General features: G+C 65.5%; 13 protein-coding genes. 10 read left to right on the top strand and 3 right to left on the bottom strand.

Annotated features, from left to right (window positions below; genetic code table 11):
- Positions 1-4 precede the first annotated feature (4 nt).
- The 4 genes from GRZ55_RS16305 (at position 5) to GRZ55_RS16315 (ending at position 6,184) form a co-directional block, all read left to right on the top strand.
- The gene (locus GRZ55_RS16305) at positions 5-403 is read left to right on the top strand and encodes a RidA family protein (protein WP_169288014.1); all 399 of its coding nucleotides are present in this window, start codon (positions 5-7) and stop codon (positions 401-403) included.
- A gap of 288 nt (positions 404-691) precedes the next feature.
- On the top strand, positions 692-1,474 hold the full coding sequence (locus tag GRZ55_RS23245) for an ImuA family protein (protein ID WP_210257378.1): 783 nt from the start codon (positions 692-694) through the stop codon (positions 1,472-1,474).
- The gene (locus tag GRZ55_RS16310; protein ID WP_210257379.1) at positions 1,368-2,918 is read left to right on the top strand and encodes a DNA polymerase Y family protein; all 1,551 of its coding nucleotides are present in this window, start codon (positions 1,368-1,370) and stop codon (positions 2,916-2,918) included. The genes GRZ55_RS23245 and GRZ55_RS16310 overlap by 107 nt, the downstream gene beginning before the upstream one ends.
- Positions 2,915-6,184, top strand: a complete 3,270-nt coding sequence (locus GRZ55_RS16315; RefSeq protein WP_169288016.1) for an error-prone DNA polymerase — start codon at positions 2,915-2,917, stop codon at positions 6,182-6,184. Before GRZ55_RS16310 ends, GRZ55_RS16315 begins: the two co-directional genes overlap by 4 nt.
- Before the next feature lie 16 nt (positions 6,185-6,200).
- On the opposite strand, the gene GRZ55_RS16320 is transcribed toward GRZ55_RS16315, so the two are convergent.
- Positions 6,201-7,433, bottom strand: coding sequence for a beta-ketoacyl synthase (locus tag GRZ55_RS16320; protein ID WP_169288017.1), 1,233 nt, complete (start codon positions 7,431-7,433; stop codon positions 6,201-6,203).
- A gap of 3 nt (positions 7,434-7,436) precedes the next feature.
- Positions 7,437-7,691, bottom strand: coding sequence for an acyl carrier protein (locus tag GRZ55_RS16325; RefSeq protein WP_169288018.1), 255 nt, complete (start codon positions 7,689-7,691; stop codon positions 7,437-7,439).
- A 200-nt stretch (positions 7,692-7,891) separates the two neighbouring features.
- Here GRZ55_RS16325 and GRZ55_RS16330 point away from each other — a divergent pair, with 200 nt between their 5' ends.
- Genes GRZ55_RS16330 through GRZ55_RS16345 form a run of 4 tightly spaced genes read left to right on the top strand, consistent with a single transcriptional unit; the run spans position 7,892 to position 9,993 of the window.
- Entirely contained in the window at positions 7,892-8,725 is an 834-nt protein-coding gene (locus tag GRZ55_RS16330) for an urease accessory protein UreD (protein WP_246734817.1), read from the top strand.
- A 28-nt stretch (positions 8,726-8,753) separates the two neighbouring features.
- Positions 8,754-9,056 (top strand): urease subunit gamma, encoded by a 303-nt coding sequence (locus GRZ55_RS16335; RefSeq protein WP_169288020.1) that lies wholly within the window; start codon positions 8,754-8,756, stop codon positions 9,054-9,056.
- Between the two features lie 23 nt (positions 9,057-9,079).
- Positions 9,080-9,676 carry a HupE/UreJ family protein gene (locus GRZ55_RS16340; RefSeq protein WP_169288021.1) on the top strand — a complete coding sequence of 199 codons (597 nt, stop codon included), beginning with the start codon at positions 9,080-9,082 and terminating at the stop codon, positions 9,674-9,676.
- An 11-nt stretch (positions 9,677-9,687) separates the two neighbouring features.
- Positions 9,688-9,993 carry an urease subunit beta gene (locus GRZ55_RS16345; protein WP_169288022.1) on the top strand — a complete coding sequence of 102 codons (306 nt, stop codon included), beginning with the start codon at positions 9,688-9,690 and terminating at the stop codon, positions 9,991-9,993.
- Positions 9,994-10,034: 41 nt separating this feature from the next.
- Here GRZ55_RS16345 and GRZ55_RS16350 read toward each other — a convergent pair whose 3' ends face one another.
- A complete protein-coding gene (locus GRZ55_RS16350) occupies positions 10,035-10,508 on the bottom strand; it encodes a hypothetical protein (protein WP_169288023.1) in 474 nt (157 codons plus the stop codon).
- Between the two features lie 148 nt (positions 10,509-10,656).
- Here GRZ55_RS16350 and ureC point away from each other — a divergent pair, with 148 nt between their 5' ends.
- The gene (gene ureC, locus GRZ55_RS16355; RefSeq protein WP_169288024.1) at positions 10,657-12,369 is read left to right on the top strand and encodes an urease subunit alpha; all 1,713 of its coding nucleotides are present in this window, start codon (positions 10,657-10,659) and stop codon (positions 12,367-12,369) included.
- Between the two features lie 40 nt (positions 12,370-12,409).
- On the top strand, positions 12,410-12,880 hold the full coding sequence (locus GRZ55_RS16360; RefSeq protein ID WP_169288025.1) for a DUF29 domain-containing protein: 471 nt from the start codon (positions 12,410-12,412) through the stop codon (positions 12,878-12,880).
- The last annotated feature ends 2 nt before the right edge of the window (positions 12,881-12,882 follow it).

Below are 12,882 nucleotides of genomic sequence, written 5' to 3' on the forward strand. Positions count from 1 at the left end.
CCATATGCCCGCGCCCTTTGCCCGCCGCCTCGTCAACGCGCCGGATGCACCGCAGACACTGCACCGCCGCTATTCCAATGCCGTCGAGGTGAGCGGCCAGTCGCGAACCCTCCACATCAGCGGGCAGATCCCGGTCGACGCGGATGGCAATGCACCGGACGATTTCGAAGCCCAGGCGCGCCTGGCCTGGGCAAATGTCGAGCGGCAGCTGAAAGCCGCCGGCATGAGCCTCGACGATCTGGTCAAGGTGACGGTCTTCCTCGCCGGCTACGAGTATCGCGACGTCAATGCGAAGGTGCGCTGGGAGGTGATGGGCGACCGGATGGTCGCGCTGTCGACGGTGATCGCCGGCCCCTACGATCCCGCCTGGCTGATCGAGATCGAGGCCATCGCCACCGCGTGAAATCTGCCGGTGCCGTGACCTTGAGGTCGCACCCGGGAGTTTTTCCGCGAGACGGAGGAGAGGGGTATCTGCCCGTGGTCTGTCGATCCCGTCCATCCCCCTTCATAGCGGCGGCAACAGCGCCCCGTTATGGGCACGAGCAGTGTAGGCGATGGTGACGCCGCTTCCAGAAGGAGCGTTCCATTCGCGGCTTCCAAGTTCTCGTTATCATTTGCCTGCCGCGCGACCGCCATCTTGACTCCTGCCACATCCTGCGCTTGATAATGGAACAAATAGAGAACAAGCGCCATGGAAGAGACCCTATCCTTTCTCAGGCGCAGGCTAGCAGCCCTTGAACCTGCCGGTGCCCGGCGGGAACAGACGGCTTTTGGCCTCGGCCTGGCTCAGATTGACGACGCGCTTGCCGGCGGGCTGGTGCGCGGCGGGCTGCACGAGATTCTGCCTGTCGCCGAAGCCGATGCCACCGCCGCTGCCGGATTCGGTGCGGGACTTGCCTTGCGCAGCATGGCGACGGCGCGCGACCTCGTCTGGGTGCGCCAGAAGAATGCCGAGCGGGAGACTGGCGGGCTTTACACGCCCGGTCTTTCGGCTTTCGGGCTCGATCCGGACCGCCTGATCATGGTCGGCGTGCACGACATCGTGGGCGTGCTGCGCGCCGGGGTGGAGGCCGCGCGCTGCCCGGGGCTGGGCGCCGTCATCCTGGAGCCCTGGGGCAGCCACAGGACACTCGATCTCACCGCCACGCGGCGCCTGGCGCTGGCGGCCGAGAAATCGGGCGTCACCGTCATCCTGATGCGGCCGGGCGCGCGGGAGGAGGTCTCGGCGGCGCAGACACGCTGGCGGGTCGCCTCGGGACCATCGGTCCCGCTGGCCGCCAATGCGCCCGGCAGACCCGTCTTCGACGTCACCTTGTTGCGCAACCGTGCCGGCCCCGCCGGCATGGAATGGCGCCTGGAATGGGATCATGAGCACCATCACTTCAGACAGACCGCGCCGCTATCTGGCCCTGTGGTTTCCGTTCCTGGCCGTCGACCGGCTGCGGCGCGCTTCCCGCTCGCGCGAACGGGATGAGAGGCCGCTGGCGCTGGTCGAGAGAGCGGGCAACGCGCTCAGGCTCGTTGCGCCTGATCGCGACGCGATCGCCCTCGGCCTTGCGCCCGGACTGACGCTGGCCGACGCGCGCGCGCGCATTCCGGAACTCCAGGTGGTGGAGATGGATCCCCCCGCCGACCGGAGACTGCTGGAACGGCTCGCCGATTTCTGCGATCGCTATACGCCCCTGGTGGCACTCGACCTGCCTCAGGGCCTGGTGCTCGACATCACCGGCTGCGCCCATCTCTTCGAAGGCGAGGCCCGTCTGCGCGAAAGCCTCATGGACCGGCTGGAAAAGGCCGGCATCGAGACCCGGGCCACGGTCGCCGGCACGCCCCAGGCCGCCCGCGCGCTTGCCCGTTTCGGTGACGTCGACCTCGTGCCGTGCGGGGGCGAGGCACACGCGGTGGACGGTCTCCCGGTATCGGCCCTCGACATCGGGCGCGAGAGCGTGGTGGCGCTTAACCGCGCCGGCCTGAAGACGCTGGGCGACCTGGCGATGCGACCGCGTTCTGCGCTGGCTGCCCGTTTCGGATCGGCACTCACGACCGGCCTTGCCCGCGTGCTGGGCGAAGAAGACATTCGCATCTCGCCCCGCCGGCCGCTTCCCGACTGTCTCGTGGAGCGACGTTTTGCCGAGCCGGTCACATGGGTGGAGGAGGCGCTGGAGGCGCTTTCGGCCGAGGTCGGACGACTTCTGGAGGCCCGCGGCGAGGGTGGGCGCGCCTTCGAGGCGGCCTTCTTCCGCACCGACGGCAAGGTTTTGCGCCTCGGGCTCGAGACAGGCCGCCCGACGCGCGATCCCAAATCCCTCATGCGGCTTTTTCGCGAGCGGCTGGATTCGCTGTCCGATCCGCTCGATGCCGGTTTCGGCTTCGACCTGATCCGCCTGTCCGTCATGCGCACGGAAGGCTTTGCACCCGCACAGGCCAGCCTCGACGGTCGCCATGTGGAAGAGGAGGAGGTGGCCGAACTGGTCGACCGGCTGGGCGTGCGCTTCGGAGCGGAGGCCGTCACCCGTTTCGTGCCCGTCAACACCCACATTCCGGAGCGTGCCGCATATGCCGTGCCGGCGGCGGAGCTTTCGGGCAAGACTGCGGGCTGGCCGACGCCCGATCCGGTCGGCCCGCCGCTAAGACCCATCCATCTCTTCGATCCGCCGCAGCCCATCGAGGCCCTGGCGGAGGTGCCTGACGGCCCGCCTCTGCGGTTTCGCTGGCGCCGGGTGCTGCACGAGATCGCGCGCGCGGAAGGGCCAGAGCGCATCGCGCCAGAATGGTGGCGCCACGACCGCTGCGACGGGCTCACCCGCGACTACTACCGGCTGGAGGATGTCTCGGGCCGCCGCTTCTGGGTGTTCCGCGAGGGCCTGTTTTCCGAACAGTTCGCCCCGCGCTGGTTCATGCACGGGATGTTCGCATGACCCGCTATGCCGAGCTCGCCGTTGCCAGCAATTTCTCCTTCCTGAGGGGGGCGTCCTCGGCTGCCGATCTGGTTGGCGAGGCGATGAAGCTCGGCCATGCGGGTATCGGGATTGCCGACCGCAATACGGTGGCGGGCCTCGTTCGTGCCCATGATGCGGTCAAGAGGATCAGGGAGAAGATCGCCGAGGAACATGGTGCGGCGGCCGTCCCGCCCTTCCGGCTCGCGGTCGGTACGCGGCTGGTCTTTGCCGATGGAACGCCGGACGTGATCGCCTATCCGCAGAACCGTGCGGGCTGGGGCGATCTCTGCCGGCTTTTGACAATGGGCAAGATGAAGGCCGTGAAGGGCGCGTGCATCCTGTGCCTCGAAGACCTTCTGGCCAAAGCCCACGATCTTCTGCTGATCCTGGTGCCGGAGGAAAAACGGTCCCTGGCGCAACTGCTCACCAGACTGCGGCAGGCATCGGCCGGTATCTGGCTGGGCGCGGCGATGCTGCGCCGGGGCGACGACAGGCGCCGGCTGGCCTTTCTGAAAGGGGAGGCGGCACACGCCGGCGTGGATCTGATCGCCGTCAACGACGTGCTCTACCACGCCCCCGAACAGCGCGACCTGCAGGATGTCGTCACCTGCATCCGCGAGGGTGTGAACGTTGCCAATGCCGGCAAGCTGCTTCAGGCCAATGCCGAACGCCACCTGAAGCCGCCGGCCGAGATGGCGCGGCTCTTCCGCGACGCGCCCGAGGCGATCGCCGCCACCACCGAGTTCCTGGACCGCATCGACTTTTCGCTCGATGAACTGAAATACGAATATCCCGACGAACCGATCCCGCCCGGCTGGACTCCGCAGGGCTGGCTGGAGGACCTGACCTGGCGGCGCGCGGACTGGCGTTATCCCGAAGGCGTGCCGGACAAGGTGAGAAAGCTCATCACCGACGAACTGGCCCTGATCGCCAGCCTCGACTATGCGCGCTATTTTCTTACCGTCCACGACATCGTGCGTTTCGCCGAGGATCGGGGCATCCTGTGCCAGGGGCGCGGCTCGGCCGCCAATTCGGCCGTCTGCTACGCGCTCGGCATCACCGCCGTGGACCCCAGCGTCAACGACCTGCTGTTTGCCCGCTTCATCTCGTCCGAACGCCGCGAGCCGCCCGACATCGACGTCGATTTCGAGCATGAGCGGCGCGAGGAGGTCATCCAGTACATCTATGGCCGCTATGGCCGCGAGCGTGCCGGCATTGCCGCGACCGTCATCACCTATCGCCCGCGAAGCGCCATCCGCGAAGTCGGCAAGGCGATGGGGCTGACCGAAGACGTGACAGCCAGGATCGCCGGCACCGTGTGGGGAAGCTGGGGCGACGAAATCCCCGATTCACAGGTGCGCGAGGCAGGCCTCGACCCGAACAATCCGATGATCGGCCGCGCCATCGCCCTGGCGAGACGGTTGCTCGGCTTTCCCCGCCACCTCTCCCAGCATGTCGGCGGCTTCGTGCTGGCGCGCGGGCGGCTCGACGAGATGGTGCCGATCGGCAATGCGGCGATGGAGGATCGCACCTTCATCGAATGGGACAAGGACGACATCGACACGCTCGGCCTGATGAAGGTCGACGTGCTGGCGCTCGGCATGCTGACCTGCATCCGCAAGGGCTTCGATCTCCTGGAGCGCCATGGCGGCGTGAAGCACGATCTGGCCAGCGTCCAAGAAGACGATAAGGCCGTCTACGCCATGCTGCAGAAGGGCGATTCCATTGGCGTCTTCCAGGTCGAAAGCCGCGCCCAGATCAACATGCTGCCGAGGCTGAAGCCCGAGTGTTTCTACGATCTCGTCATCCAGGTGGCGATCGTGCGGCCGGGCCCGATCCAGGGCGACATGGTGCATCCCTATCTCCGGCGCCGCAACAAGCTGGAACAGGTGCACTACCCATCGCCCGCGCCCGAGCACGGCCCGGCCGACGAGTTGAAACAGGTGCTCCACCGCACGCTGGGCGTGCCGCTTTTCCAGGAACAGGCGATGAAGATCGCCATGGTGGCTGCCCGCTTTTCGCCGGAGGAGGCGAACGGCCTGCGCCGCGCCATGGCCACTTTCCGCCATGTCGGCACGATCCATCAGTTCGAGGAGAAGATGGTCGCCGGCATGGTGAAGCGCGGCTACGATCCCGATTTCGCGCGTCGCTGTTTCGAACAGATCAAGGGTTTCGGCGAATACGGCTTTCCCGAAAGCCACGCCGCCTCCTTCGCCAAGCTGGTCTATGTCTCTTCCTGGCTGAAATGCCACCACCCTGCGGTGTTTGCCTGCGCCCTGCTCAATTCCCAGCCGATGGGGTTCTACGCGCCGGCCCAGATCGTGCGCGATGCGCGCGAGCACGATGTCGAGGTGCGGCCGGTCGACATCAATTCGAGCGTCTGGGACAACACGCTGGAGAAGCGCGAGGACAATACGCTGGCGCTGCGCCTTGGCTTCCGCAACATAGACGGCTTCAAGGAAAAGCACTGGGCCGAGGCGATCCTTGCCCATCGTGGCGATGGTTATGACAGCCTCGAAGGGCTGTGGCGGCGTGCCCGCCTCGGACTGCCGGCCCTGAAGAAACTCGCCGATGCCGATGCGTTCCGCTCGGTGGGACTCGATCGGCGCGAGGCGCTGTGGGCGGTGCGCCGGCTGCCCGACGACGAGCCGCTGCCGCTCTTCGCAGCCGCGGCTGAGGCGCGCGAACTGGGAGAGGATGCCGACGCTGCACTGCCGAAAATGCCGCTGGCCGAACATGTGGTGGCAGACTACCAGACCACCAGAATGTCGCTGAAGGCGCATCCGATGAGCTTCCTGCGCGACCGTTTCCGCGCCGAGCGCATCTTGTCCTGCGCCGAGACCGATGCAAGCCGCGATGCCGCCTTCGTCAAGGTGGCCGGCGTGGTGCTGGTGCGCCAGCGGCCGGGCAAGGGCAACGCCATCTTCATGACCATCGAGGACGAGACCGGCATCTGCAACATCCTGCTCTGGGCGCGGGATTTCAAGCGCTTCCGCCGCGAGGTGATGTCGGCCAGGCTGGCGTTGATCGAAGGCAGGGTGCAGCGCAGCGCCGAAGGCGTGGTGCATGTGATGGCCAGCCGCATCCATGACCGGACGGCCGATCTCGGCCGCCTGTCACAGGGCCATGAGGCCAGGCTCGAACTCGCGCGCGCCGACGAATTGCTGAAGCCCGTTTACCAGCGTCCCGGCGGCCACCACCCGCGCGACGTGCGCATCCTGCCGAAATCGAGGGATTTTCACTGATTCCTGACCGCTCGTGTCAGGTCAGTTTCCTCAACGCCACCGTTACATTGGTGCCGCCGAAGGCAAAGGCATTGCTGATTGCCACCCTGACCTCCCGCTTGCGCGCCTCATTTGGCGTCACGTCGAGATCGCAGGCCGGGTCCGCCTCGCGATAGCCTATGGTGGGCGGCACCAGATCCTCGCGCAGCGCGCCAAGGCAGGCGATTATCTCCAGCGCGCTGGAGGCGCCGAGCGCGTGGCCATGCATCGATTTGGTGGACGACACCGAAAGCCTGTCGGCGTGCTTGCCGAATACGCGGCGGATGGCCTGCGTCTCGATCTCGTCATTGGCCTTGGTACCGGTGCCGTGGGCGTTGATGTAGTCGACGTCCTCGGGCGAGAGTCCCGCATCGGCAAGGCACGCCGCCATGGCAGCAACCGGCCCTTCCACCGTCGGCGCGACGATGTCGGAGGCGTCTCCCGTCATGCCGACACCGGCGAGTTCGGCCAGGATCGTCGCGCCGCGCGCGCGTGCATGCTCCAGCGTTTCGAGAACCACCACGCCCGAGCCCTCACCGATGACCAGCCCGTCGCGATCGGCGGAAAAGGGGCGGCAGGTGTCGCGCGCCTGCACTCTCAGCGCCTCCCATCCCTTGAGCACGCCCCAGATGATGGGCGCCTCGGTGCCGCCAGCAAGCATCATGTCGGCGCGTCCGAGCAACAGCTGATCCATGGCCGAGGCGAAGGCGTGGTTGCCGGTCGAGCAGGCCGAGGTGACCCCGAAGACCGGCCCCCGCAGCCCGTATTGCATGCTGACCTGGCCAGCCGGTGCACCCGTCATCGCGCGGGGGACCGAGAAGATGTCTGCACGCTTGCGACCTTCCAGGAGAATCGAGCGATAGTTCTCCTCCACCGTTTCCCAGCCGCAGACGCCAGCCCCGATTACCGCGCCGATTCGCGCCGTATTGGATGCGTCCACCACGACGCCTGCATCGGCGAGCGCCTCGCCTGCCGCGATCACGGCCAGCAGGCTGAACCGGTCCATGGTTGAAAGCCGACGGCGGTCGATGCCGTGTTCGGGCAACTGCTTGATCTCGGCCCCGATGCCGATCTTCAATTCGTGCAGGGGCACATTGGTTATCGGGCCGATGCCGCTACGGCCCTGGCGCATGGAATCCCAGATGGCCGGCGCATCAGTGCCGAGCGCACATATGCCGCCCACGCCGGTGATGACGATGCGCGGCCGTTCGGGCCCGCGACCTGAAGCCATGCCTCAGCCCTTCTTGGCGATGAGTTCGCGCACCGCGATGACGATGTCATTGACCGTTTCGAGGTTGTTCCAGACGTCGGAGGTGTTCATGTCGATCTCGACGTCATATTCTTCCTCGATGTCGAAGATGATCTCGGCCATTTCGAGCGAATGGATGGCGAGATCGGCGAGCGGGGTCTCGGGCCTGACCTCGCCCGCGTCGGCATCGGATTTCGACCGGATCATTTCGATGATCTTCTCTTGGAGCTCCTGGCTCATGCTTGACTGTCCCCCGCTTGCCTCGGTCCTTATGCATTCGTAAATCGCTGCGGGGCCAAACCGCCCCCTCGGCGAACTGTCCGGCCAGCCAATCCCCTTCGGTTCAGCTTAGGTTCCCAAACGGACCGATGCAACATATTCAAAGGTCTGTAGCACGGATGACTCGCGAGGAGGAAAAGAGAGCAAAGGATGACCAGCCATTGACCTCGACGCTCTCCGAGCCACCCCGGTTCCAGCGAATTCAGGCAACAGGACGCGTCTCCGCCGTATTTCGAGACGGCCGGACGAGGCTGGAACGGCTCTATCAGGAAGGGGCCGCCAAGATCAGGCTGCCCCGGCTGCCCGGCACGCCGCTCGAAGCGGTGCTCATCAACACCGGGGGCGGCCTCACCGGCGGCGACCGGCTGGAATGGAATGTCGAAGCCGGCCCCGGGGCGACGGTCATCGCCACCACCCAGGCATGCGAGAAGGTCTACCGGTCCTCCGGCGGCGAAGCCCGGGTCACCTGCAACCTCAAGGTGGGCGAGGGCGGGTTCCTCGCCTGGATCCCGCAGGAAACGATTTTGTTCGACCAGTCGGCCCTGACCCGCAGGCTGGAGATCGATCTGGCGCCGGACGCACGCGCCCTGATCGTCGAATCGGCGATCTTCGGGCGCACCGCGATGGGCGAGAGGGTTGTCCGGGCGCGATTTCGCGACCACTGGCGATTGCGCGTCGGGGGGAGGCTCGTTCACGCCGAAAATCTCGCCTTCGACGGGGCGGTCGACGACATCCTCCAGGAGAGGGCCGGCGGTAACGGCGCGATCGCCATGGCCACTGTCCTCCTGATAGGGGAGGGTGCCACCGAGATGCTGCCTGCCGCGCAGGCGCTTCTCGGCCCGCAGGACGGCGCCAGCGCCTGGTCGGTGGGCGGGTCTGGCAAACTTCTTGCTAGGCTTCTTGCGAGGGACGGGCACGCTCTGCGGCAGGGTCTAATTCCGCTGATGCGCCTGCTTAATGGTGAGGCAGGGTTGCCCAAAATTTGGTCAAGCTAGGGCGCCGGCGGTCGAGGGAGAATATGGAATGCAGCTGACGCCACGCGAGAAGGACAAACTGCTCATTGCCATGGCGGCCACCGTAGCGCGCCGGCGGCTGGAGCGCGGCGTCAAGCTGAACCACCCGGAGGCCATCGCCCTGATCGCGGATTTCGTGGTCGAAGGCGCGCGAGACGGCCGCTCGGTCGCCGACCTGATGGAAGCCGGCGCGCATGTCATTACCCGCGATCAGGTCATGGAAGGCATCGCGGAAATGATCCACGACGTGCAGGTCGAAGCCACTTTCCCCGACGGCGTCAAGCTCGTCACCGTTCACGAACCCATCCGCTAGGCAACATGTTCAAGGACAGATCGATGCTTCGACGCCTCGCTTTTTCACTTCCCTTCGTTCTGGCCGCATCGGCCGCTCTGGCCCACCCGCATCACGCCCATCTGGACGATTACGGCTCCTTCATGAGCGGGCTGCTGCACCCGATCTTCGGGCTCGACCATGTGCTTGCCATGGTGGCGGTGGGTCTGTGGGCTTCGCTCATCGGCGGGCGCGCGCTGTCGGTGGTCCCGGCTGCCTTTGTCGGCGTGATGGCCGTTGGTTTTCTCCTGGCGCTCGGCGGGGTCGATCTCCCGTTTGTCGAACCGCTCGTGCTTGCCTCGGTGGTTGTCCTGGGTCTGGTCGTCGCCCTTGCCGTACCTGTTCCGGTCGTCGTCGGCGCCGCGGTTGTCGGCTTCTTCGCGCTGTTCCACGGTCACGCCCACGGCCAGGAAATGGGGGCGGCCGGCATGGTTGCCTATGGCACCGGGTTCGCGATTTCCACCGCGACGCTGCACGCGGCGGGTCTGGCCGCGGGACTTGGCCTCGGGCGTGTGCTGGAGCGGGGACAAGGCCGTCTCGTCACGCGCGCGGCGGGCGCTTTGACCGTGGTGGGCGGCATCCTGCTGGCCATGCCAGCCTGAGGAGAAAAATCATGATCCCTGGTGAAATCATCGCGGCGGATGGCGACATCACCCTGAATGCAGGTGCCGAGACCGTCACCGTGATGGTGGCGAATACGGGCGACCGCCCCGTCCAGGTCGGCAGTCACTACCATTTTTTCGAGACGAATGGGGGCCTGCGTTTCGACCGCGAGAAGACACGCGGCATGCGGCTCGACATCGCCGCCGGCACCGCGGTCCGCTTCGAACCAGGACAGGAGCGTGAGGTGACGCTGGTGCCGCTTGCCGGCAAACGCGCGGTCTACGGCTTCCAGCAGAAGGTCATGGGATCGCTGTGACGCGAGGAGCGATCTTTTCCGGGCAGCCCGCCCGGCCGCCTCTACTGGACTTCGCCGCCACCAATGGCGAAGATGATGACGTCGTCATCCTCGAATTCCATGCCGAGCACGTTCTGCAGCAGGACGCGGCGGCTGTCGATGGCATGGAAGAACATGGCGCTGCTCTCGATCGCGATCCGCAACTCATCGATCGCCTCGCGATTGGCCTGCACGGCTTCGGCCACGGGGCCCTCGGACGTATTGATATCGCTGAGAAGAACGATCGAGACCTCGCCCAGATTGAAGCGGCGACGTACTTCCTGGATCGCTTCACCGGTATTCTCGATGGCCTCAAGGACGCGTTCGCGACCGTCATCCGCGCTGACCTCGCCTGTCTTCACTTCGGACCCGATGATGGAATCGCGGGCGCCGTCAGCTTCCACGCCCTGGGCGTGAGCACCGGGGGCCGCCAGCATCAGCGCGGCGGCGAGCGCCGACGATGCCAGGATGCCATACCCGTTCATCAAAATTCTCATTCCGGTCTCCCAATAGACTGTGGGCCAATTGCATCCCTGATCGCGAGAGAACGCGCCGGGACGAGGGCTGTTCCGAATTTATCCGGTTCGATGTCTGAACCGAAACTAATGCTGCGACATCAAACGAGCATGACAGGAAGGATCTGAAATGCCCGCGACAATCTCCCGCCAATCCTACGCACAGATGTTCGGCCCGACAACCGGCGACCGGGTGCGGCTTGCCGACACGGAGCTCTTCATCGAGGTCGAGAAGGATTTCACGACCTATGGCGAGGAGGTGAAGTTCGGCGGCGGCAAGGTGATCCGCGATGGCATGGGACAGAGCCAGGTGACACGCGCGGACGGCGCCGTGGACACGGTCATCACCAATGCGCTGGTGGTCGACCACAGCGGAATCTACAAGGCCGATATCGGGCTCAAGGACGGGCGCATCGCGGCGATCGGCAAGGCCGGCAACCCCGATACGCAGCCGGGCGTCACCATCATCGTGGGTCCCGGCACGGAGGCGATTGCCGGCGAGGGCAAGATCCTGACGGCGGGCGGCTTCGACGCGCATATCCACTTCATCTGCCCACAGCAGATCGAGGAAGCGCTGACCTCCGGCGTCACGACCATGCTGGGTGGCGGCACCGGCCCGGCGCACGGCACACTGGCGACCACCTGCACGCCGGGGCCGTGGCATATCGGCCGCATGATCCAGTCCTTCGACGCCTTCCCGATGAATATCGGCCTGGCGGGCAAGGGCAACGCCTCGCTGCCGGCAGCACTCGAGGAGATGGTGCTGGGCGGGGCCTGCGCGCTGAAACTGCACGAGGACTGGGGCACGACACCGGCGGCCATCGACAACTGCCTGTCGGTCGCCGACGAATACGACGTCCAGGTGATGATCCACACCGATACACTCAACGAGAGTGGCTTCGTGGAAAACACCGTTTCTGCCTTCAAGGATCGCACCATCCACGCCTTCCACACCGAAGGCGCGGGCGGCGGCCATGCGCCCGACATCATCAAGGTCTGCGGGTTGCCGAACGTCATACCCTCCTCGACCAATCCGACCCGGCCCTACACGGTCAACACCATCGCCGAGCATCTCGACATGCTGATGGTATGCCACCATCTGGACGCGTCGATTCCCGAGGACATCGCTTTTGCCGAAAGCCGCATCCGCAAGGAGACGATCGCGGCCGAGGACATCCTCCATGACATGGGCGCTTTTTCCATCATCTCCTCCGACAGCCAGGCCATGGGCCGCGTCGGCGAAGTCTTGATCCGCACCTGGCAGACCGCCGACAAGATGAAGCGCCAGCGTGGGCGGCTGAAGCAAGAGACCGGCGACAACGACAATTTCCGCGTCCGCCGCTACATCGCCAAATACACGATCAACCCGGCCATCGCGCATGGCATTTCGAAGGAGATCGGCTCGGTGGAAGTCGGCAAGCGCGCCGACCTGGTGCTGTGGGATCCGGCATTTTTCGGTGTGAAACCCATGATGGTCCTGGTCGGCGGGTCCATCGCCTGCGCGCCGATGGGCGATCCCAATGCCTCGATTCCCACGCCGCAGCCCGTGCACTATCGTCCGATGTTCGGCGCCTACGGCAAGGCGATCACCAATTCCTCCGTCACGTTCGTCTCGAAGGCGGCGCTGGAAGACGGGCTGCGCGGCAAGCTGGGCGTGGAGAAGCAGATGGTGGCCGTGGAAAACACGCGTGGCGGCATCGGCAAGCGCACCATGGTGCTCAACGATGCCACGCCTCACGTCGAGGTCGATCCCGAAACCTACGAGGTGCGCGCTGACGGCGAACTCCTCACCTGCGAGCCGGCCACCGTGCTGCCGATGGCGCAGAGGTATTTTCTGTTCTAGATTGGGCCGTATCCCATCCGACAAAGGGCGCCTTGCCGCCATGAACAAGCTCGATCGCCGGCTGAAAGTGACAGACTACGAAGCGGATTATGCCCTCTGGTGCGCTGAGCAGGGTGCCCTTCTGCGCGAAGGCCGTTTCGATGCCCTCGACCGCGAAAACCTCGCCGAGGAGATCGAAAGCTTGGAACGGAGCGAACGATACGAGATTGACAGCAGGCTGAAGGTGTTGCCCGTGCATCTCCTCAAATGGCGTTTCCAGCCAAAAGCGCGGTCCGGAAGCTGGAAGGCATCGATCCGCGAACAACGGCAGCCAATAGCGCGGCTGCTAAGGGACAGCCCTAGTCTCAAGCAGTATCCGGCGGAAATCCTGGCGGCGGAATATGAGTTGGCAATGCCGAATGCCGCCGACGAAACCGGCCTGCCGGAAGAGATCTTCCCCCCGGAATGCCCTTTCACCATCGAGCAGGTGCTCGATCAGGACTGGCTTCCCGAGGCCGCAGGACAAGAGTGAGT

Source organism: Chelativorans sp. ZYF759 (assembly GCF_012911015.1).
GTDB lineage: Bacteria > Pseudomonadota > Alphaproteobacteria > Rhizobiales > Rhizobiaceae > ZYF759.